The 21,457-nt window shown below is 71.6% G+C and carries 14 protein-coding genes; 6 read left to right on the forward strand and 8 right to left on the reverse strand.

Annotated elements, in window-relative coordinates:
* Entirely contained in the window at window positions 1-5,274 is a 5,274-nt protein-coding gene (locus ACIBD9_RS14410; protein ID WP_396717609.1) for an AAA family ATPase, read from the forward strand.
* 26 nt (window positions 5,275-5,300) lie between these two features.
* The gene (locus tag ACIBD9_RS14415) at window positions 5,301-6,170 is read left to right on the forward strand and encodes a hypothetical protein (protein WP_396717611.1); all 870 of its coding nucleotides are present in this window, start codon (window positions 5,301-5,303) and stop codon (window positions 6,168-6,170) included.
* Here ACIBD9_RS14415 and ACIBD9_RS14420 read toward each other — a convergent pair.
* The gene (locus tag ACIBD9_RS14420) at window positions 6,167-8,188 is read right to left on the reverse strand and encodes a PQQ-dependent sugar dehydrogenase (protein WP_396718026.1); all 2,022 of its coding nucleotides are present in this window, start codon (window positions 8,186-8,188) and stop codon (window positions 6,167-6,169) included. The genes ACIBD9_RS14415 and ACIBD9_RS14420 overlap by 4 nt on opposite strands.
* 408 nt (window positions 8,189-8,596) lie before the next feature.
* Between ACIBD9_RS14420 and ACIBD9_RS14425 the strand changes: the two genes are divergently transcribed.
* The 4 genes from ACIBD9_RS14425 to ACIBD9_RS14440 all read left to right on the forward strand — a co-directional run bounded on the left by ACIBD9_RS14425 (window position 8,597) and on the right by ACIBD9_RS14440 (window position 13,782).
* Window positions 8,597-10,561, forward strand: coding sequence for a serine hydrolase domain-containing protein (locus ACIBD9_RS14425; protein WP_396717613.1), 1,965 nt, complete (start codon window positions 8,597-8,599; stop codon window positions 10,559-10,561).
* Window positions 10,562-10,602: 41 nt separating this feature from the next.
* Entirely contained in the window at window positions 10,603-11,898 is a 1,296-nt protein-coding gene (locus ACIBD9_RS14430; RefSeq protein WP_396717615.1) for a sensor histidine kinase, read from the forward strand.
* Entirely contained in the window at window positions 11,895-12,551 is a 657-nt protein-coding gene (locus ACIBD9_RS14435; RefSeq protein ID WP_396717617.1) for a response regulator, read from the forward strand. The genes ACIBD9_RS14430 and ACIBD9_RS14435 overlap by 4 nt, the downstream gene beginning before the upstream one ends.
* Before the next feature lie 112 nt (window positions 12,552-12,663).
* Window positions 12,664-13,782 carry a sulfite oxidase gene (locus tag ACIBD9_RS14440; protein WP_396717619.1) on the forward strand — a complete coding sequence of 373 codons (1,119 nt, stop codon included), beginning with the start codon at window positions 12,664-12,666 and terminating at the stop codon, window positions 13,780-13,782.
* A gap of 24 nt (window positions 13,783-13,806) precedes the next feature.
* On the opposite strand, the gene ACIBD9_RS14445 is transcribed toward ACIBD9_RS14440, so the two are convergent.
* Genes ACIBD9_RS14445 through ACIBD9_RS14475 form a run of 7 tightly spaced genes read right to left on the reverse strand, consistent with a single transcriptional unit; the run spans window position 13,807 to window position 21,454 of the window.
* The gene (locus tag ACIBD9_RS14445; RefSeq protein WP_396717621.1) at window positions 13,807-14,931 is read right to left on the reverse strand and encodes an LLM class flavin-dependent oxidoreductase; all 1,125 of its coding nucleotides are present in this window, start codon (window positions 14,929-14,931) and stop codon (window positions 13,807-13,809) included.
* A gap of 17 nt (window positions 14,932-14,948) precedes the next feature.
* Entirely contained in the window at window positions 14,949-16,016 is a 1,068-nt protein-coding gene (locus ACIBD9_RS14450; RefSeq protein ID WP_396717623.1) for an LLM class flavin-dependent oxidoreductase, read from the reverse strand.
* The gene (locus ACIBD9_RS14455) at window positions 16,013-16,354 is read right to left on the reverse strand and encodes a GNAT family N-acetyltransferase (protein ID WP_396717625.1); all 342 of its coding nucleotides are present in this window, start codon (window positions 16,352-16,354) and stop codon (window positions 16,013-16,015) included. Before ACIBD9_RS14455 ends, ACIBD9_RS14450 begins: the two co-directional genes overlap by 4 nt.
* The gene (locus tag ACIBD9_RS14460) at window positions 16,351-17,706 is read right to left on the reverse strand and encodes an NtaA/DmoA family FMN-dependent monooxygenase (RefSeq protein WP_396717627.1); all 1,356 of its coding nucleotides are present in this window, start codon (window positions 17,704-17,706) and stop codon (window positions 16,351-16,353) included. The genes ACIBD9_RS14455 and ACIBD9_RS14460 overlap by 4 nt, the downstream gene beginning before the upstream one ends.
* A gap of 15 nt (window positions 17,707-17,721) precedes the next feature.
* Window positions 17,722-18,927 (reverse strand): LLM class flavin-dependent oxidoreductase, encoded by a 1,206-nt coding sequence (locus ACIBD9_RS14465; protein WP_396717629.1) that lies wholly within the window; start codon window positions 18,925-18,927, stop codon window positions 17,722-17,724.
* Window positions 18,924-20,567 carry a dipeptide ABC transporter ATP-binding protein gene (locus ACIBD9_RS14470; RefSeq protein WP_396717630.1) on the reverse strand — a complete coding sequence of 548 codons (1,644 nt, stop codon included), beginning with the start codon at window positions 20,565-20,567 and terminating at the stop codon, window positions 18,924-18,926. The genes ACIBD9_RS14465 and ACIBD9_RS14470 overlap by 4 nt, the downstream gene beginning before the upstream one ends.
* Window positions 20,567-21,454 carry an ABC transporter permease gene (locus ACIBD9_RS14475; RefSeq protein ID WP_396717632.1) on the reverse strand — a complete coding sequence of 296 codons (888 nt, stop codon included), beginning with the start codon at window positions 21,452-21,454 and terminating at the stop codon, window positions 20,567-20,569. Before ACIBD9_RS14475 ends, ACIBD9_RS14470 begins: the two co-directional genes overlap by 1 nt.
* Window positions 21,455-21,457: the final 3 nt, after the last annotated feature.

A 21,457-nucleotide genomic window follows, 5' to 3' on the forward strand; every position in this document is an offset into this window, starting at 1 on the left:
ATGGCGACCTCGTCGCGACGGTTCTTCATCGGATGCGGAACGAGCGCCTACTCGCCGGAGTCGGGTTTCGAGGATCGACCCGAGCTGGTGGACGAGATCCGGCGCATGAGCGACCTGTTCACCCGTTACCTGCCATACGAGCCGGTGCCGGGCTTCGGGCCGAACCTGTCCCGGGACGAACTCACCGGACAACTCAGCCGCTTCCTGACCGCTGCCGACCGGCATCCCGACGACATCGTCGTCTTCTACTACACGGGTCACGGCGAGACGGACGGTGGTGACCTGATCCTCCCCTTCCCCGGGACCACCTCGGACCTGTCCCGGACCGGAGTGTGGGCCAGTGAACTCACGAACTGGTTGATTCGTGGGACCGTCGTGCAGCGGTTTCTGGTCATCCTCGACACCTGCTTCGCCGCGGCGGCCACCCGGGACCTGAGCAAGGGCGCGCTCGATCGTCTCGACCTGCTCGGCGGTCGGGCCGTCAACCCGAGCATCGCCGTCCTTGCCGCCGCCCGCCCGCACGAGAGCGCCGGATCGGGCGCGTTCAGCCGGGCACTCGACGCGGCGGTACGGCACCGGGCCAGCGGTGGTCACGAACCGCGCTATCTGGCTCTGAACGCCGTGTACAACGTGGTCCGCCACGAGCTGCCGCCGTGGCAGCGGGCGCGGATCCTGCAGGCCGACGACGGTGACACGGTCACCGAGTTCCTGCCGAACCCCCGGTACAACCAGACCCTGCACGGGCTGAACCTCCGTGCCCAACGCGACCACGAGCAGCAGGTTGCCCGGCGGGTGGAGTTCCTCAGCCACGTCCTGCCCCGCGCGCAGGGCCTCGACGTCGTGGTGGAGGGCGTGTGGCTGTTCACCGGGCGTACGGCGGCCCTCCGCAGCTGCGCGGCCTGGCTCCGTCGGCCGCCCGGCACGCCCCGGTCGACCCTGGTCGTGACCGGAAATCCAGGATCCGGCAAGTCCGCTCTGCTGTCCCGGCTCTACATGCTCGGAAACCGGCGACTGCGCAGCCGGATCCCGGTGACGCCCGGGAACGACGAGGTGGACGTCCCGGAGAACGTGTTGACCTGTTTCGTGCACGTGCGTGGCCAGACTGTCGGCCAACTGCTCGCGGCACTCTGCCAGGCGCTCGATGTCGACCAGGCGGCGAACATCGAGGAACTGTTGTCGGAGGTGGCGTCCCGGGACCAGCACCAGGCAATCATCCTGGACGCACTTGATGAGGCAGCAGACGTCGAAAGCGTCATGCGGGAGGTCATGCAGCCCCTGGTGCGGGGCGCCGGCAAGACCAACGTGCGGATCCTCATCGGCACGCGACGGCACTTGGTGGACCGACTGGGCCGGGACGTGGTCGTGCTCAACCTCGACGACGCGGAGTACGCCGACCAGGAGAGCGTCCGGCGCTACGCCGAGCGGTGCCTGCGCGAGTTGGGGAACCCGAGCCCCTACCTCTCCGTCGCCGCGAACCTCACACAGGAGGTGGCCAGCGCCGTCGGCAACGCGGCCGGTCACTCGTTCCTGGTCGCGCTGATCTCCGCCCGAAGTCTCGCGCTGCGCGACTATGTCGTCGACCCGGGCGACGCCGCGTGGCGACGCGCGCTGCCCCGATTCGCGGCCGAAGCGATGCGCCGCGACCTTGAGGACCGGTTGGGCGAGTCGGCGAACAAGGCCCGCGATCTACTTCTGCCCCTGGCGTACGCGGATGGTGCCGGCCTGCCGTGGGAGGACATCTGGGCGCCGCTGGCCACCAGGCTCAGCGGCAAGGCGTACACGGACGCCGACATCGACTGGCTCATCGAGCACGCCGGCTACTACGTCGTCGAGGCCCTGGCCAACCAGCGCTCGGTCTACCGGCTCTATCACGAGGCCCTCGCGTCGTACCTCCGCTCGAACAGGTCGAACCGGTCGGTCCAGCGGACGATCTTCACCTTCTTCGAGAAGCGGTCCCAGTTCTCGGCGACGACGGGTCGGGCGCGCTGGTCGGAGGCCCACCCCTATGTGCTGGCCAACCTGGCCAGCCACGCCGCGGCCGCCGGAAACCTCGACCGGCTCCTGCTCGATCCTGCCTTCCTGACCGAGGCGGACCAGAACCGGCTGCTCGCGGTATGCGACAGCGCCATGACCGAGGAGGGCCACGCCGCCGGACGGGCATACCGAGAGGCCGTCCATCACTTCGGCCGCGCCGACCTCCGGGAGCGACTCAGCTATCTCGAACTCGCCGCACGGCAGCACGATGCGAGCGCGTTGGCCGAGCGGATCGCCGAACAGGGGGTGCAGCGGCCCTGGCGGACGCTGTGGGCCTCGTGGAGGCCACCACACCCGCACCGGATCCTCGGTTCACCGGTCGATGGGGTGACCGCGCTGACCCTGGTCCCCGGCAACCCGGCGGACCTCGTGATCGCCGGAACCCGACGGGGCGCGCTGCACTGTTGGGATCCGCTGCGCAACCCGTCACAGCTGCATGTCGCCCGACCGTACGGCTTCAAGGTCGTCGGACTGGACGTGGTCGAGCTGAACGACCGCCCTCACCTGCTGGTCAGCGAGTCCCAGGGGCGGATGGGCCTGCACGACCTGCCGACCCTGCGCCCGGTGGCTCAGAAGCGACTCACCTGGCTGGGCTGGATCGAGTCGGGGGCCGCCCTGCGCGTCGGCCGAACACTGATCGGTGTGGCGGCGCTGGGCCGTCGCATTCGCGCTGTCCGCATCTCGGCAGACAACTCGACCGAGCCGGAGATGGAGACGATCGACCGGAGTAGGCGCAGTTGGTTCCCACGACTGCGGCGCGTTCCCACCGACGTACCAGAGTTGATCAAACCATTCGTGCACCCGTACGAGCTGACGGCGATAGCCACCACCCACCTCGCCGGCGAACCGGTCATCGTGACCGGCGCGTCGAACGGCTACAGCTATCTCTGGGACGCGCTCACCGGGGAGCAGATCGCCTCGCTACGCCACGACGACTCCCCGACGTCGGACGAAGCCGACCTGAGGTCGGTGACGTCGGCGGTCACGGCTCTGCTCGTCATCGACGACGGGGACGCGAAGGTGGTGGTGCGCGGGTTCTCCGACGGTCGTGTCTCCAGCTCGCGGCTGGAGAGGTGGAGTTCCCGGGTGCTCTGGACGGGGCCGGTGGCGAGCAGGAAAGCACACGCCCACACCGTTCACGCGATGACTGCGTTACGGGTCGGGGGCGAGGAGGTCATCGTCACCGGTGGCGCAGACGGGTTTCTCCGCCCGTGGTATCTCGACTCGCTCCGCCCCTTCGGCCCGCCCTGGCGGGGGCACACCGGCGTGATCCACGCGGTCACGACGGGAGTGGTGGAGGAGCGGCAGCTGATCATCAGCGGCTCCGCCGACGGCACGGTGCGGATGTGGGACCTGGACGCTCGACCGAGGGTCACCGGCGCCTGGCAGGGACACACCAGAACCATCATCGACATGGTGGCCACCACCGTCGAGGGACGCACCGTTCTCGTCACCGCTAGCAGTGACGGGATCGTCCGGATCTTCGACGGTGAGTCCGGGCACATGCTGCGTAGCTGGTTCGCCCACACCGGCGGCGTCACCTGCCTGGCGATCGGCCAACGATCGGGCCTGCCTGTCGCTCTCACCGCCGGCCGTGGCGGTGGCACCCGGGTCTGGGACCTGTCCACGGCCGACCTCGTCGCGGAGCCGTTCGTGTTGGAGGGTTCCATCGTGACAGCGCTGACCGCCGGAACGTCGGACGAGGGCGACTTCGGTTGCGCTGGCGACGCGGAGGGCACCGTGCACACCTGGCGTCTGGACGACGGCCAGGCACTCGAGAGCCGGCCCCTGCCCAGACCGGCCCGGGTCGAGCGGTTGGCCGTCCTGTCCACGGCGGACGGGCCGATGGTGCTCGTTGGTGACGCACACGGTCGGGTGACGGTCTTCCACGGGCAGCGCCTCGACTCGGTCGAGTACGTCGATCAGGTCGCTCGTGGAAGGATCACCGCGTTCGGGATCCTGGACGACGACGCGGCGTTCTCCGTTCTGGTCCTCGCCGGCGAGGACCTGACCATCTGGGACGTGGCCAGCGGTAAGGGGTACCGGCGCCATCTACCCGGCGTCACCTGCCTGGCGGTGGGTGTCGGCGGTCGGGTCCTGTTGGGCTACGCCAGCGGCGTCGTGGAGGAGCTGAAGGACCCGACCGACCAGGGCAGCGTTCAGCAGCGGTCGGTCGAGGGACGCATCGACGCCATCGCGACCTTCGACGTGGGAGACGGCATGGTCGTCGTCGCGGCGACCGAGGAAGCGGCGTTGGCGGTGTGGCGACCCACCAGCGCGGACGGACCGACGTCGGGAGCGGGACCCCGCCAGGGCGGTGTGCAGGCAATGGCCCGCGTCCAAATCGGCGAGGATCTGGCGGTGATGACCGTCGGCGAGTTCGGCGAGATGCGCTTCTTCCGGTTCTCCGACGGTGTCGAGGTGAAGACGCCGTGGACGGTCCATGACGGCTGGATCCGCTCGCTGGCGGTGCATCGGATCGACGGTGCGACGCACGCGGTGACCGGTGGCGACGACGGGTACGTGCAGATCTGGGATCTGGATCGTGAGGTCCGCCTGCGCCGGTTCTTCCACAGTCCGAACCGGCCACAGCTCACTGCCGACCTGACAGTCGTGGACGGGCAACGCGTACTCGTCTGCCCGGCGGCCGATCTGTCGTCGCCGTGGCTCGGCATCATCGAGTACGCGATAGAGGCGTGGAACATCGAGGACGCACCTCGACGGCTCGGCCGTCCATGGCAGCACCGGGATCCGGTTCTGGCCGTCCGGGTGGTGACCGGGCAGGACTTCACCATCGGGTTCACGGTCAGCGCGGGCGCAATGGTCCAGTGGTGGGATGTGGCCACCGGCCGTCGCCTCGGGGGGCTTCGCTTCGACGAACCGGTGACCTGCCTCGCGGTCGACCTCGGCCGGGACACCGTCTACTGCGGCAGCGGCCAGGCGGTGTTCCGGTGGTCTCTGAGCGAGTGCCGCACCGGACGAACTCGTTGGGGCCGGGGCGGCCTCGCGCAGCCCTGGCGGGTCCTGAACGAACTGGTCACGGCCGTCTGTGTCGAGGCCGAGACGTCGACGGTCGCGGTCGGTCTGCAGAACATCATCGTGGTCCTGTCGCACGAGGGCCGTGAGCGGCACCGGATCGAACTGAACTCACCGGTCGCGGCGGTCGAGTTCGGCGCGCCGTCGACCCTGCTCGCCGGATGCGCGGCGGGCGTTGTCGCGTTCGCGTTGACGCCCGGGTGAGCGGGCCACCTGACCTAGGAGTTTTTGTGCCGCTGATCGTCGGGGTGCACGGGATCGGGCAGCAGTACGCGAACGCCGGCACGATGCAGCAGGCCTGGATGCCGCCGCTCCGGCAGTTCCTGCCCGGCTCCGCGGACCTCGCCTGCGCCTTCTACGGAGATCTGTTCCGTGCGCCGGGGCGGCTCCTCGGCGCAGCAGCCGTGGATGTCGGTGGTGTGTCGGAGAGCGAGTACGAAGCGGAGCTGCTCCGGGCCTGGTGGCACGGGGCCTCCGCGGTCGACGCCGCCGTTGTGCCCCCTGAGGCCCGAACCCTGGCGCGGACACCCGGAGGGGTGCAGACGGCGCTGCGGGCGTTGAGCAACTCGCGCTTCTTCGCCGCCGCCTACCGTCGGGTTCCAGCCGCGTTCGACCGCCTCCTGGTGGCGGATCTGCGTCAGGTACGCCGATACATGCTCGATCCGGATCTACGACGGGAGGTGCTGGCCCGGGTCGAGGCGACCGTCGCACCCGACACCAGGGTGGTCGTGGCGCACTCGCTTGGCAGCATCGTCGCCTACGAGGCGCTCTGCGCGCACCCGGAATGGCAGGTCCGCGCCTTCGTGACGCTCGGCTCACCGATTGGCGTCCGCCAGTTGTTCTTCGACCGGCTGCGACCGCCACCACACGCCGACGAGCGGGGTGTGCCGCGCGGCCACTGGCCCGGATCGGTCCGGGACTGGACGAACATCGCCGACGCGGGTGACGTCGTGGCGCTGGCGAAGGACCTGCGACCCACGTTCGGGCCCGCGGTGCGCTCCTTCCTGGTCGACAACGGCGCGCACGCACACGACAGCATCCGGTATCTGACCACCGAGGAGGCACAGCGGGCCGTCGCCGACGGACTGACCGGGGGCTAGTTGCCGAGCGTGACGTGCAAGACCCTCTCGTTGCTGTTGTTCGGGGTGCTGTCCTTGTCGCCGACGTTGGTGGTGGTCAGCCACAACCCTCCGTCGGGAGCCGGCTCCACCGTCCGCAACCGACCGTAGGTGCCACTGAAGTACGTCTGCACGTTCGTCAGGCTGCTGCCGCTGATCACCGCGCGGTACATCCGAGCGCCCCGGGCACAGGCCACGTAGAGCGCGTCGCGCACGATCGTGATGCCGGAGCAGGACCCTTCGGCGGTGGGATAGGTGCGCGCCGGCGCGATGAACCCGGCGGTACCGCAGGTGCCACTGGTGCCCTCGCACGCCGGCCAGCCGTAGTTGCCGCCCTTGGTGATCAGGTTGGTCTCGTCCATGATCGAGTTGCCGAACTCCTGCTCCCACAGCCGGCCCTGCGAGTCGAACGCCAGCCCCTGCGGGTTGCGGTGGCCGTAGCTCCAGACGTAGTTGCCGAACGGGTTGTCCGAGGGGACGGTGCCGTCCGGGTTGAGCCGCAGGATCTTGCCTTCGAGGCTGGACCGGTCCTGGGCGTAGTTGCCGTTCTGGGCGTCGCCGGTGCTGGCGTACAGCTTGCCGTCCGGGCCGAACCGCAGGCGACCACCGTCGTGGTACTTGTTCCGCCGGATGCCGGTGAGGAGGACCTGCTCGCTGGCGGTGTTGAGTCGCCCGTTCTCCAGCCTGATCCGGACGATGCGGTTGTCGCTCGGCGAGGTGTGCATGATGTACAGCCAGCGGTCGCTGGAGTAGCTGGCCGAGATGGCGAGCCCCAGCAGGCCGCCCTCACCGTCGGTGCTCTGCACGTTCGGCACCGTGCCCAGGTTGGTCTTGGCCCCGGTGGTCGGGTTGAGCTGGATGATGTCGTGCGCGTCGCGGCGGTTGTAGAGGACGCTGCCGTCCGGCAACGTCACCAGGCCCCACGGGATGTCGGTGTCGGTGGTGACCTGCCGCACTCCGCACACCGGGTTGGCGCACGCCGCGCCGGTGGTCACCGTCGCGGTGCCGCTGCGCGACGAGGCGTTGTCCTGCGCGTCCCGGGCCACCACGTAGTACTGGTACGCGGTGTTCGCCGCCAGACCGCTGTCGGCGAACGTGGTCGCCGGCGGCGCGCCGGTGACCGTGCCCACCTTCGCGCCGGCCCGATAGATGTCGTACGCCCGCACGCCGATGTTGTCGGTGGACGCCGTCCAGCGCAGCGTCACAGTGGTGCCCGACGCGGTGCCGGTGAGCTGTTGCGGCGCCGTCGGTGGCTGGCTGTCGGCCTGGCAGGGCGGCGGAGTGATCGAGACGGTGGCACTCGCCTGCGACACGTTGCCGGCGGCGTCGCGGGCGTTGACGTACAGGCCCCAGGTCGCCCCGGCCACCACCGTCAGGTTGGTGGAGAGCGTCGTTCCACTCACCGACGTCATCAGCTGGCCGTCGTGGTAGATGTCGTAGAAGGCCACCGCCACGTTGTCCGTCGAGGCGTTCCACGCGAACGTCACCGAGTTGCAGGTCAGGCCGCTGACCCGCGGGCTGCCCGGTGCCGTCGGCGGCTGACTGTCGGCGCTGCCGAGAGACGTCGTCCACCGCTGGTTGGACTGCCCGTTGCAGGTCCAGAGACCGACGGTGGTGCTGTTGGCGGTGCCCGCGCCGGTCACGTCCAGGCACAGGCCGGACTGGACGCCGACGATCGTCCCGGAGGTGGTGATACGCCAACGTTGGTTGGCGCCGCCGTTGCAACCGTTGATCTGCAGCGCGGCCGGGGCGGTGGTGTCCTGGCCGACGACGTCCAGGCACATGGTGTCGTCGTAGACCCGTAGCTCACCACTTGAGGTGAGGGTCCACGCCTGGTTGGCCTGCCCGTTGCAGTCGTAGATGTTGATGCCGGCACCGGCGGTCCTGACGTTGCCGACCACGTCCAGGCAACGACCGCTGGCCACGCCGACGACTGTCGACGGTGCCGCGGCCGCCGCCGGCACCCCGACGGCCAGGCTCAGCAGCGTCACCGCAACCATCGCCACCGGCAACAGCCGCCGTCGTGGGCGACGAGAATTTCTCAGCGCGACGACTCGCATCCGTCCTCCAGGCTCGGGGCGTCGACGGGCCACCCGGACGACGAAGCGTCCGACCACCCCGAACAAGTACATCGACCATCAAAGATGCGTTCGGCGCACATGTCAAACGATGTCCCCCGATCGGGGGCGAACGGTGCAGACGCTTCTCCTCCTCAGGTCGTAGGCGCAGTGCCGTCCTGCGCCAGATGGATCAGCGCGATTCCTCGAACAGGCTTGTTCCAGGGCAGCGGGTGACGCCGTACGGACCTGCTCCGGACACCCGTTCCCCTGGGAAGGCACTGGCAGACAATGCGCCCACTCTTTCTTCTCGCACCCCGGCGACACCAGCCTCTCGTCCGACTCGGCGCGGTGCTGGCGACCGCGTTCGTCATCGCCGTGAGCGCCGCCGGCTGCGGCGCGCCGCAGCACAACCCCGCACCGCCCATCGCCGCTCCGGCGGCGCCCGTCGCGGGCGGGGCGGGTTCCGCCCTGACCGACACCGACGTCAACGCCTGGCTCGACGGGCTGCTGCCGGCCGCGCTCGACCGCACCGGCATCGCGGGGGCCACGGTCGCCGTCGTCAACAACGGCAAGATCATCACAACCCGGGGGTACGGGTACGCCGACACCGGTACCGGCGGCAACGAGGCCGTACCGGTCGACCCGGACCGGCACCTGTTCCGAATGGGATCGGTGTCGAAGCTCGTCACCGCCACCGCGGTGCTGCAACTCGTGCAGAGCGGGAAGCTCGACCTCGACGCCGACGTCGAGACGTACCTCGACTTCGAACTGCCCCTCCGCTACGAGCGGGCCGTGACCCTGCGGCACCTGCTGACGCACACCGCCGGCTTCGAGGAGCGGATCGCCGGCCTCATCGGCACCGACGGCGGAAACCTCAACCTGCGTCGGGCCCTGATGACCGACCCACCGGAGCAGATCTACCAGCCCGGCACCGTCCCCGCCTACTCCAACTACAGCAACGCGCTCGCCGGCTACATCGTCGAACGCGTCAGCGGGACGCGCTTCGAGGAGTACGTCCAGCGCAACATCCTGGACCGTGCCGGCATGCCGTCGTCGACCTTCGAGCAGCCCCTCCCGGCGGCGCTGCGCGACCGGATGTCCAACGGGTACGACACCTCCGCCGGGCCCGCCGCGCCGTTCGAGATCGTCGGCACGCCCCCGCCCGGTGCGTTGACCGCCCCGGCGACGGACATGGCGCGCTTCATGCTCGCCCAGCTCGGCGAGCCGGTGGGCTTCGCGCCCCTGCTGGACCAACCGACCCGCGAGCTGATGCAGCGGCCGGCACTCGACGCGACGTCGCTGGGCACGCTGGCCGACGGGCCCCGGATGACCCTCGGATTCTTCGCCGAGGACCGCAACGGCCACCGGATCCTCGGTCACGGCGGCGACACCAAGTACTTCCACTCCCACCTGCAGATCTACCCCGACGACCGGGCCGGCATCTTCCTGTCCCTCAACAGCAACGGCTCCGGCGCCCTGGACAGCCACGAGCTTCGCGAGTCGGTCGTGAACGGCTTCGCCGACCGCTACTTCCCCGCCCGCGACGACCAGCCGACCGCCGGTGTGGACCCGGCGACCACCGCCAGGCACGCCGCGCTGGCCGCCGGCACGTACGAGTCCTCGCGAGCGATACAGAGCAACTTCCTGACGGCGATCGGCCTGGTCGGTCGGACCACTGTCAGCGTCACCGACGGTGACCGGTTGCTGGTGGAGCCGGGCCCGCTGTCGGACTCCCCCGCCCTCTACGAGGAGGTGGCGCCCTGGGTCTGGCGCGAGGTCGGCGGCCAACGCACGATCGCCATGCGGGCGACCGATGACCGGGTCGAGGCGATCAGTTTCGACTCGGCGTTCGCGTTGCTGCCCGTCGAGCCAGCCCGCGCCTCCATGGTGGCCGTTCCGGTGCTGGTCCTGTCCACCGTCGTGCTGCTGCTCGCCGTCCTGTCCTGGCCGGTCGGCGCGATCGTGCGCCGTCGGCTGGGCCGTGCTCCCCGGGAGCGGGCGGGGCGCACCGCGCGGATCCTGAGCCGCACCGCCGTCGCCGGCACGCTGCTCGCGTTCACCGGTTGGGTGCTGAGCATCGGCAGCATCATGAGCCTGCAGGACGTTCCCGGGCCCGTCCTGCGCGCCATCCAGGTGCTGCAACTGGTCGGTCTGCTCGGAGTGCTGCCCGCCGCGGTCCGGCTGGTCGACGACGTGCGACGCCACCTCGGCTGGCGGCGGATCACCGCCAGCGGCCTGATCCTGTCGGCTCTCGCCGGCGCGGGCTGGTTCGCCGTGGAGTTCCACCTGCTCGCGCCTAGCATCTCCTACTGACCCCCCGACCCGGGACGATCCGGAGCAAGGATGCGCACCCCATGAGGGACCACGCCGACACCGAACCCGGCACACCACGACTGACGAAGTGGCTCGACGGACGGCTCACCCGGCTCGGGGTGACCGGAGTGTTCCCACGGGACTGCCTGCTGGCCGCAGTGCTGACCGTCCTGACGTTCGTGCTGCTCACCGCGCTGTTCTGGTTCGTGGCACCGGAGGACGGGGTGTCGTTCGACCCGGCGCGGGCCTGGCTGCTCGTCGCCATCTGCTGCGCGCAGGCGATGCTGCTGTGCCTGCGCCGGGTCCGGCCACTGCTCTGCCTCGCGCTCGTCGTCGGCCTCCAACTGCCCATCATCGGCTTCTCCCTGCCCGAGGCGACCATCCGGGGCCTCGCACCGTTCGTCGTGGCGTACACCGTCGGGTCGTTGCTGCCGGTTCGGCGTGCACTGCTGGCCGTCGGCGCGGTCGTGGTGGTGGAGTCGGTCGCGGCGGCCGTCGTGGTCACCCCGGATCTGCTGACGGCCATCGCGTACGTCTCGGCGAGCGCCCTGACCTACGCCAGCGCGACCTTCGTCGGCGGCTACGTGGCCACCTACCGGCGCTACGTCGAGTTGGTCCGGGTCCGGGCGGACGAGGCGATCCGGGAGCAGCACACGAAGGTCCAGGCGGCGATCGGCGCGGAGCGCTCCCGGATGGCCCGGGAGTTGCACGACGTGGCGGCCCACCACCTCTCCGGCATGGTCGTGCAGGCGGCGGCGGTCGAGCGGCTGATCGACCGGGACCCGGCGGCCGCGAAGGCCGGTGTGGCCTGGATCCGCAGCCAGGGCAAGGAGACCCTGGACAACCTGCGGCTGGTCGTCGGTGTGCTGCGCGGCAGGCCCGGGCACGAGGGCGGCGATGGTGCCGCCCCGGTGCCGGGGCTGGGCATGCTCGACGACCTCGTCCGCACCGCGGGCAACCTCGCCGGCCCGGTGCAGTTCGTCCGGGAGGGCGAACAGCGCGAGGTGTCGCCGATCGCCGACGTCGCGCTCTACCGGATCGCGCAGGAGTCGCTCAGCAACGCCCGCCAGCACGCCCCTGGCGCGCCGGCGCGGGTGGTGCTCCGCTTCGCGCCCCGCTCGGTGTCGCTGGAGGTGGTGAACGAACCCGCCGCGCCGCGACGCGTACCGGCGGCACGGACCGGCGGCGTCGGCCTGGTGGGTATGCGCGAGCGCGCCCAGTTGATCGGGGCGACGTTCACCGCCGGCCCGACGGCGGCCGGTGGCTGGTCGGTCGCCGCCACCCTCCCGACGAACGGTCCCGCCACCCCGCGACCGAAGGAAGAGGCCCCGGCATGATCAGAGTGATGCTCGTCGACGACCAGGCGGTCGTGCGCGCCGGCTTCCGCGTCATCCTGGAGCAGGCCGGCGAGATCGAGGTCGTGGCGGAGGCGTCGAACGGGTCCGCAGCCGTCGAGCTGGCCCGCCGGCTGCAACCGGACGTCATCTGCATGGACGTCCGGATGCCGCACGGCGACGGGCTCACCGCGACCCGGCAGATCGTCGCCGAGGCGACCGGGACGCCACCGGCGGTGCTGGTCGTGACGACCTTCGACCTCGACGAGTACGTCTTCGGCGCGTTGGAGTCCGGCGCCAGCGGGTTCATCCTCAAGGACTGTGAGCCCGAGGACCTGATCGAGGCGATCCGTCGCCTCGCGAGCGGGTATGGGCTCGTCGACCAGGCCGTCACCCGGCGGGTGATCTCGGAGTTCGCCAGGCGTACGCCCGCTCCCCGTTCCGACGCGGCGGCGGCGCACCAGCTGACCGCGCGGGAGACCGAGATCGTGGAGTTGCTCGCGCAGGGTCTGTCGAACGTCGAGATCGCCGAGCGGCTCTTCATCGAGACCAGCACGGTCAAGTCGCACCTCGGGCGCGCCATGGCGAAGATCGGCGCACGGGATCGGCTACAGACCGTCGTGTGGGCGTACCAGAACGGGGTGGTGCACCGGTGACAGCGACCCCGCACAGGTCTCGCCACGCGCACGTCGGGGCCATGCTGGCCAGGCCGCAAGTCCTATTGATTCAATAGGACTTGCCAACAAACGATTCGTAGGGAGGATCCGGGTGACGCTTTCCCTCCCGTCCCGCGCCGCCGCGACGATCGTCAAGCCGCTGTCCCCCCGACTGCTCACCCTCCGCGACGGCAACGCCGAGATGCGGTGGGAGGCCCTGGCCGGGCAGGGTTTCGCGGTCCCCACCGACCGGTTCTTCGTCCGCAACCACACCCGGAGTCCGTTGCTGGACGTCGACACGTGGCGTCTGCGCCTGTTCGGCACCGGCCTGCGGGGCTCGCCGACCCTGGCCGACGCGGTCGAGTTCGACTACGGCGACCTGCGCGCCATGCCGGCCGAGGAGACCGCGGCCCTGCTGGAGTGCGCGGGCAACGGTCGCCGCTTCTTCGCCTCCCAGCAGGCCGACCCCGCGCCGGGGGTGCCGTGGGGTCTGGGCGCGGTGGGGGTGGCGCGCTGGCGGGGCGTACGGCTGTCGACCGTCCTCCGTCATGCCGGGCTGACCGACGACGCGGTCGACGTGCAGCCCGAGGGCCTGGACCCGGACTTCGTGACCGGCGGGGAGACTCTCGGCCGGGTGCGCCGCCCGATACCGATCGCCAAGGCCCTCGACGACGTGCTGCTGGCGTACGAGATGAACGGGGAGACGCTGCCGGTCGACCACGGCTTCCCGGTGCGGGTGGTGGTGCCGGGCTGGATCGGCATCTCCTCCATCAAGTGGGTCGGCCCGATCGAGGTCTCGGCGACTCCCCTGTCCTCACCGTGGAGCACCCGGTTCTACCGAATGTTCGGGCCCGGCCACCCGGTCGACGGGAGGCTCGTGACGACCCCGGTGGTCAAGAGCGCCTTCGAGCTGCCATGGGACGTGCGCTTCCCGAGCGGCGAGCAGGTGCTGGTCGCCGGCCGGTCCTGGTCCGGCAACGGTCCGATCCGCGGGGTCGACGTCAGCACGGACGACGGGGCGACCTGGCGACCCGCCGACCTCGACCCCGACGACGAGGGCGGCGTCTGGCAGCGCTGGACGACGCTCTGGCGCCCGCCGCGGCCCGGCCGGTGGACCCTGCGGGCTCGGGCCACCGACGTCACCGGGGCCGGCCAGCCGGACCAGGCCCGCCCCAACGCGCTCGGGTACCTGTTCGACGGTGTCGTCCGGCACCCGGTGACGGTCTACTGACCACCGCCGCCCCACCCGTCCGGATCAGTCGTTCCACTCCTTGGCGAGCAGTTCGTAGGAGCTGACCCGGTCGACGTGGGCGTGGGTGATCGTGGTGACGAGCAGCTCGTCGGCCGCGGTGACGTCCCGCAGGGTCCGTAGCCGCTCGGCCACCGTCGCGGGCGATCCGACGAACTGGGTGTCCACCCGGTCGGCGACCAGCTCGCGGTCGTCGTCGGTCCACGGCAACGCGACGGCCTGCTCCGGGCTCGGGAACGGGATCGCTCCCTCGCCACCGCGGATGCTGCGCACCCACGGGCCGTACGGTGCGGCCAGCCGTCGTGCGGCGTCGTCCGTCTCGCCCACGACCACGTCGGCGGAGACCACCACGTACGGCTCGGTGAGCGCGGCCGAAGGCTGGAACGCGGCCCGGTACGCGGCGACCGCGTCGAGCACCGAGGAGGGGCTGACGTGGTAGTTGGCCGCGAAGGGCAGGCCCAGCGCGCCAGCGAGTTGGGCGCTCTCCCCTCCGCTGCTGCCCAGCAGCCACACCTGCAGATCGGTGCCCTCCCCCGGCACGGCGTGCGCGTCCAGACCGTCGGCGTCGGTGTAGTCGCCGCGCAGCAGAGCCAGCACGTCGGCCACCTGTTCGGCGAAGGGCGGCGGCTGGGCACCTGGCTGGTGCAGCAGGGCGCTGCTGAGGGCGAAGCGTGGTGAGGCGAGCACCTGGGCGTACGAGAACGGCGGCGGGATGAGCAGTCCCTTGACCACCCGGGCCTCGACCGGTGCCGCGGTGGGCGCGGCGATCTCCCGGGCTGCTTCGACGCGCCGCTGACCGGATCGACCGAGCCCGAGGTCGATGCGGTCGGGGTACAGCGCGGCGAGGGTGCCGAACTCCTCGACCACCGACAGGGCGGTACGGTGACCGACCTGCACGGCCCCGGACCCGACACGGATCGCGCTGGTGGCCGCGGCGACCTGCCCGATGAGCACGGCCGGCGCGGAGCTGGCCACCCCGGCGGCGAGGTGGTGCTCGGCCAGCCAGTAGCGGTGGTAGCCGGACTGTTCGGCCCGACGGGCCAGGTCGACGGTGTTGCGGAGCGCGTCGGTGACGGTGCCGCCGGCGGGCACCGGAGAGAGGTCGAGAATGGACAGGGGCGTGGAGGGCATGGTGGTCCCCGTTCTGTTCAGGCCGTGGCGGCTGCGGTCACCGGCGGGTGGAAGGGACGGCTGGGGATCTCCCGGCGCAGCACCGGCGCCACCTCGGCCTGGAACAACTCCAGGCTCTCCCGGTGCTGCTTGTCGGTCAGCCCGTCGTGGTCGGCCTGGAGGTGGATGACCTCGTGGCCGAACTGTTCGTGGTAGCGCAACACCTTGTCGACGAGCTGCTGTGGACTGCCGACCAGGATCGAGCTGCGGTCCAGGGCGTCCTCCAGGGTGTCGAAGACCGGTGGCACGCCGAGCCGCCGGAACGCGGCCAGCCGGGCGTCGAAGATCGGCCGGTACCGCTCGATGACCTCCTGCGAGGTGCGGGCCACGTAGAAGCCGGCGGTGCCGGCGCCGACGAGGGCGTCAGCCGGGTCGTGCCCGTAGTGCGCCCACCGTTCCCGGTAGTGCCGGATGAGTTCGGCGTACGGCTCGATGGGGTTGGTGACGTTGGCGGAGAAGATCGGGTCGCCGTACCGGGCGGCGAGGTCGACGGAGTCTCGGCTGGTGGCACTGCCGTGCCAGACCCGGATGGGCTGCTGGAGCGGGCGTGGCCAGGTCTCGGCCTCGGTGAGCGACGGTCGGTACCTCCCGGACCAGGTGACCTTCTCCTCTCGCCAGAGCCGGCGGAACAGCTCGTAGCCCTCCCGGTTGCGGTCCCACTGGTCCTCGGCGGTGACGTGGAACAGTTGCGCCTGCGCGGTGCCGTTGCCCTTACCGATGATCAGTTCGAGTCGGCCGTCGGAGAGGTGGTCGAGGGTGGCGTAGTCCTCGTACGCGCGGACGGGGTCCAGCAGGCTGAGCGTGGTGACCGCGGTGAACAACCGGATGGTGGAGGTGCGGGCCGCGATGTGGCTCAGCACCACCGGCGGCGACGACGAGATGAACGGGCGCTCGTGTCGTTCGCCGACGCCGTACCCGTCGAACCCGAGTTCCTCAGCGAGGACGGCCGTGTCGACCACCTCCCGGAAGCGCTCGGTGGTGCTCCTCTGGTGGCCGGTGACCGGGTCGGGCAGGTGGGTGATGAGCGTTATCAGCAGGAACTTCACGCCGGGACCGTCACTTTCGCGGGCAGGGTCAGGGCCGGACGCATCACCAGGGCGACGCCGCGCCCCCGATGTGCGGGCAGCACGTACATCCGTTTGAGCTCCAGGTCGGCGCCGTGCCAGCGCAGCGCGGCGTGCCCGACCGGGGTGGCGTCGGCGGTGTACGCCACGCCGGTCCAGGCGACCGAGGTCGGGGCGATCGCCTGCGCGTCCGGCAGGTGGATCGGGTCGGCGAGGCGGTCCGCGTACCGCTGGCGCATCTCCCCGGTCATGGCGGCGCGCAGCGCGATGGCGTCCGGGTCGTTCCAGCGTCGCTGGCAGACGGTGGCCGGCGGGGTCACACCGCACCGGCCTGGCTGACCGGGCGGGCAGGGCCGAGGCCCAGGTTGTCGCGCAGGGTGGTGCCGGTGTACTCGGCACGGAAGACGCCACGTTCCTGGAGCAGCGGAACCACCCGGTCGACGAAGTCGTCGAGCCCACCCGGGGTCAGGTGCGGCACCAGGATGAACCCGTCGGCGGCGTCCGACTGCACGAAGTGGTTCATCCGCTCGGCGACCTGCTGTGGGGTGCCGATGAAGGACTGCCGGCCGGTCACCTCGATGATCAGGTCGCGGATGCCCAGCCCCTTCTCCTCGGCCAGGGCCCGCCACTGCCGGGCGGTGCCGACCGGGTCGGGATACATCCCGGCCCGGCCTTGGCTGATCGCGTCACCGGAGACGTCCGGGTCCTCGGCGGGCAGCGGGCCGTCCGGGTCGTACCCGGACAGGTCCCGGTTCCAGAGCTGTTCGAGGAGCAGGATCGCGGTCTGCGGGCTGACCTGCTGCCGGCGGATGTGGTGGGCGCGTTCCTGCGCCTCGGCGTCGGTGTCGCCGAGCACGAAGGTGACACCGGGGATGACCAACAGGTCGCCGGGTTGGCGGCCGTACCGGGCGAGCCGGGACTTCACGTCCCGGTAGAACTCCCGGCCGTCCTCCAGGGTGCCGTGCCGGGAGAAGATCGCGTCGGCGCTGGACGCGGCGAACTCGCGACCGTCGGGAGAGTCGCCGGCCTGCAGGATCACCGGGTGCACCTGAGGGCTGCGGGGCACCGTGAAGTGCCCGGCGATGTCGAACTGGTCGCCGTGGTGGGCGAAGGCGCCGGGCGCGGCCTCGGTGACGTACCGGCCTCCGTCCCGGTCGCCGGCGATCGCCTCGGCCGGCCACGACTCCCACAGCTGCCGCGCGGTACGCACGAACTCGGCGGCCCGGTCGTAGCGCAGCGCGCGGTCGAGGTAGCCGCCCCGGCGGAAGTTCTCCCCGGTGAACGCGTCGGAGGTGGTGACGACGTTCCAGGCGGCCCGCCCGCCGGAGAGGTGGTCGAGGCTGGCCAACTGCCGGGCCAGCTCGTACGGCTCCCGGAAGGTGGCGTTGAGGGTGCCGGCCAGCCCGAGGTGGGTGGTGACCGCCGCGAGGGCGGCGAGCACGGTCAACGTGTCCGGGCGTCCGACCACGTCCAGGTCGTGGATGCGGCCCCGCTGTTCGCGCAGTCGCAGCCCCTCGGCGAGGAAGAAGAAGTCGAACTTGCCGCGCTCGGCGGTGCGGGCCAGGTGGACGAAGGACGAGAAGTCGATCTGACTTCCGGAGGCGGGGTCACTCCACACGGTGGTGTTGTTCACGCCGGGAAAGTGCGCGGCCAGGATGATCTGCTTGGGCATGATGGTCTCCAGTGCTCAGGCGGTCGCGACGGCGTAGCGGCTGGCCGGTCGGGGCAGACCGAGCAGGTCGCGCAGCGTCCCGCCGGGGTAGCCGGCCCGGAACAGGCCCCGGTCGCGCAGCGCCGGCACCAGTGCGCGGGTGATCGCGGTCAGGTCGTCCGGGAGCACGGCGGGTCGCAGCCGGAAACCGTCCACTCCGGCGCGGTGCCACTCGGCGAGCAGGTCGGCCAACTCGCCCGGGGTGCCGGTGACGATGGACGCGTCGGAGGTGAACCGCGCGCCGTGCAGCTCGTCGAGGCGGGTCCCGCGGTGGCGGGCCAGCGTCGACGTCTCGTCGAGCAGCACGACCAGGTCGGCGAGGACCCGCAGCGGCGGGCCCGCCCGGCCGACGGTCTCCTCGGTCGCCCGCACCTCGGCCACGATCGCGGCGGCGTGTTCCCGGTCGGTGGGGGTGACGAAGACGATGTCGGCGTGCCGGGCGGCGAACGCGTACGGCACCGACGAGTGGGCGAGCGCGGCGACGAGCGGTTGCCCCTGCGGGGACCGGGGCACGATGGACGGGCCCTTGACGGAGAACCACCGGCCGGTGAAGTCGACGTAGTGCAGCCGCTCGCGGTCGACGAAGCGGCCGGTCGGCACGTCCCGGATCACGGCGTCGTCCTGCCAGCTGTCCCAGAGCCGGCGGACCACCTCCACGGCGTCGCCGGCTTCGGCGAAGAGGTCGCCGACGACCCGTACGGCTTCCGGTTCGTCGAGCCGGGCCAGGTCCAGGGGTGGGACGTCGCGGCGACCGAAGTGCCCGGCCTCGGCCCTGCGCGCGGAGACCCGGGGCCGCCAACCGGCCCGCCCGCCGCTGATGTGGTCGAGGGTGGCTATCGCCGTGGAGAGGTGGAACGGTTCGGTGTGGGTGGTGCTGGTGGTCGGGATCAGCCCGATGTGCCGGGTCAACGGGGCGAGCCGGGACGCGATCTGCACCGCGTCGAGGCGGCCCCGGACCTCGTCGGCGCGGTCGTCCGGGCCGTCGGGCCGCGACGACTGGAGGTCGAGGCTGTCCTCGATGGTGAGCAGGTCCAGTGCCGCGTGTTCGGCCTCGCCGGCGAGGGCGGTCCAGTAGCGGGCGGTCAACGGCGCGGTCGCGTCGGCGTGCGAGAGCCGCCAGGCGGCGGGGTGCCAGCCGAGGCCGTCGAGGGCCACGGCCAGGTGCAGGCTCTTCTCGGTCATGGGTGTCTCTCCTCCGGTCGGCCGGCGGTGACCAGCGTGGGCAGCGCGTTCAGCAGGGACCGCGTGTAGTCGTGTCGGGGGTAGGTGAAGACGTCGCCGACCGGGCCCTGCTCGACCACCGCGCCCTGGTGCATCACCAGCACCCGGTCGCTGAGGTGGTGCACCACGCCCAGGTCGTGGGAGATGAAGAGCAGGGCGGTGCCGTCGCTGGCGCGCAGCTCGGCCAGCAGGTCGAGGACCTGGGCCTGCACGGAGACGTCGAGGGCGGAGACCGGTTCGTCGCAGACGATCAGGCTGGGTCGGGGAGCGATGGCGCGGGCGATGGCGACGCGCTGCCGCTGCCCTCCGGAGAGCTGCCGGGGGTGCCTGTCGAACAGGTCCGCGCCGAGACCTACGCGACGCAGCAGGTCGACGACGTGCTCGCGACGGTCGGCGCGACCGACGTCGGGGTCGAGGTTCTCCGCGACGACCCGCCCCACCGTGTAGCGGGGGTCGAAGGAGCTCAGCGGGTCCTGCGAGATGAGCTGCAACCTGCGCCGCAGCGGGCGGCGGGCCCGCTCCGGCACGCCGGCCCACGGCGTCGCCTCGAAGGTGACGGTGCCCGCGTCGGCGTCGAGCAGGCCCGCGACGATCCGGGCGACTGTGCTCTTGCCGGAGCCGGACTCCCCGACCAGGCCGAGCGTCTCGCCCCGCGCGATGGTGAAGGAGACGTCGCGCACGACGGTGTGCTCGCCGTACCTCTTGGTCAGGCCGCCCGCGTCGAGCACGGTGTCGTCGGCGCGGACCTGGGGCCGGGCGGGCAGCGCCGCCCGTGCGTCCCCGGCCGGCGACGTCGCGGCGAGCCGGCGGCCCCGCGAGGTCGCGGAGGGCACCGCGGCCAGCAACTGCCGGGTGTACGGGTGTGCCGGTGCCCGCAGCAGCCGCTCGGTGGGGCCGTGCTCGACGATCCGACCGTCACGCAGCACCAGGACCCGGTCGGCGACCTGGGCGACGACCGCCAGATCGTGGCTGATCAGCAGCAGACTCACCCCGGCGGCGCGCCGCTCGGCGAGCAGCCGCAGGATCTGCGCCTGCACGGTGACGTCCAGCGCGGTGGTGGGCTCGTCGGCGATCAGCAGGGCCGGCTCCCCGGCGATCGCCGAGGCGATCAGCGCGCGCTGCCGCAGCCCACCGGAGAGCTGGTGCGGGTACTGCCGGGCCCGGCGCTCCGGCTCCGGTAGGTGGACCTCGTCGAGCAGGTGGGTGACCCGGCCGGCCCGTTCCCGGCGACCGACGATCTCGTGCGTGCTGAGCACCTCACCGATCTCGGCGCCCACGGTGCGCAACGGGTCGAGGGAGACGAGCGCGTCCTGCGACACCAGCCCGGCGAGGCGGCCACGGACCCGCCGCCAGTCCCGCGGCCGGTGGCCCCGCACGTCCTGGTCGGCCAGTTCGAGCCGGGCGGCGCGGATCCGCGCGCCCGGGCCGGCGAGACCGACCAGGGTACGAGCGGTGACGCTCTTGCCGGAGCCGGACTCCCCGACGACGGCCACGCACTCGCCCCGTTCGACGGTGAAGCTGATCCCGCGTACGGCGGCCACCGGGCCGGTCGGGGTGTCGAAGTCGACGTGCAGGTCCTCGACCGTGACCAGGGGTGCCATCAGCGCCTCCCGTCGAAGCGGGCCTGCCAGCGCCGGCCGACGACGGTCAGCGACACCACGGTGGCGGTGACCGCCAGACCGGGCAGGATGGTGATCCACCAGGCCACCTGGAGGTAGTTGCGGCCCTCGGAGAGCATCGCGCCCCATTCCGGCGACGGCGGCTGCGGACCCATGCCGAGGAAGCTGAGCCCGGCGGCGGCCAGGATCGCCTCACCGAGCCCGATCACCGCGAGCACCGGCACCGGGCCGACCACGTTGGGGAGCACGTGCCGCAGCACCAGCCGGGGCCGGGACCGGCCGAAGGTGACGGCCTGTTCGACGTAGCCGGAACGGCGGACGACGAGCGTCTGACCACGGACCACGCGGGCGTGGTGCGGCAGGGTGGCGATGCCGATGGCGACGATCAGGCTGGCCGTGCCGGGGCCCGCGATGGCGATGAACAGCAGGGCCAGCAGCAGCATGGGAAATGCCGACAGCGCGTCGAACGTGCGGCTGAGCGCCTCGTCGGCGACCCGGTGCGTGAGACCGGCGAGCAGGCCGAGCAGCACCCCGCCGGTCACCGCGATGGCGGTGGCGGCCACACCGATGGTGAGCGAGTGGCCGGCGCCGTGCACCACCCGCGTCCAGACGTCTCGGCCGAGGTGGTCGGTGCCGAACCAGTGCGCCGCCTCGGGCGGGCTGAGCACGGCGAGCGGGTCGGCCGCGAGCGGGTCGCCGGGGGCGAGCGCCGCCGGCCAGGCCGCGGCGACGACCAGCAGGGTGAGGTACGCCCCGGCGGCGAGCAGGCCGGGCCGGGGTCGGGGCCGTCGGCGTACGGCCCGCTCGGTCGGGTCGGCGAGGGTCGGCGCCGGGGCGTCGGTGAGTGGGGGGCCCAGGGTGACGGTCATCGT

The organism is Micromonospora sp. NPDC050784 (genome assembly GCF_044456765.1).
GTDB lineage: Bacteria > Actinomycetota > Actinomycetes > Mycobacteriales > Micromonosporaceae > Micromonospora > Micromonospora foliorum.

Coding starts and splice junctions, on each gene's coding strand:
- ACIBD9_RS14410 (WP_396717609.1), top strand. CDS start 1: ATGGCGACCTCGTCGCGACGGTTCTTCATCGGATGCGGAACGAGCGCC.
- ACIBD9_RS14420 (WP_396718026.1), bottom strand. CDS start 8,188: ATGGTTGCGGTGACGCTGCTGAGCCTGGCCGTCGGGGTGCCGGCGGCG.
- ACIBD9_RS14430 (WP_396717615.1), top strand. CDS start 10,603: ATGAGGGACCACGCCGACACCGAACCCGGCACACCACGACTGACGAAG.
- ACIBD9_RS14435 (WP_396717617.1), top strand. CDS start 11,895: ATGATCAGAGTGATGCTCGTCGACGACCAGGCGGTCGTGCGCGCCGGC.
- ACIBD9_RS14445 (WP_396717621.1), bottom strand. CDS start 14,931: ATGCCCTCCACGCCCCTGTCCATTCTCGACCTCTCTCCGGTGCCCGCC.
- ACIBD9_RS14460 (WP_396717627.1), bottom strand. CDS start 17,706: ATGCCCAAGCAGATCATCCTGGCCGCGCACTTTCCCGGCGTGAACAAC.
- ACIBD9_RS14465 (WP_396717629.1), bottom strand. CDS start 18,927: ATGACCGAGAAGAGCCTGCACCTGGCCGTGGCCCTCGACGGCCTCGGC.
- ACIBD9_RS14470 (WP_396717630.1), bottom strand. CDS start 20,567: ATGGCACCCCTGGTCACGGTCGAGGACCTGCACGTCGACTTCGACACC.
- ACIBD9_RS14475 (WP_396717632.1), bottom strand. CDS start 21,454: ATGACCGTCACCCTGGGCCCCCCACTCACCGACGCCCCGGCGCCGACC.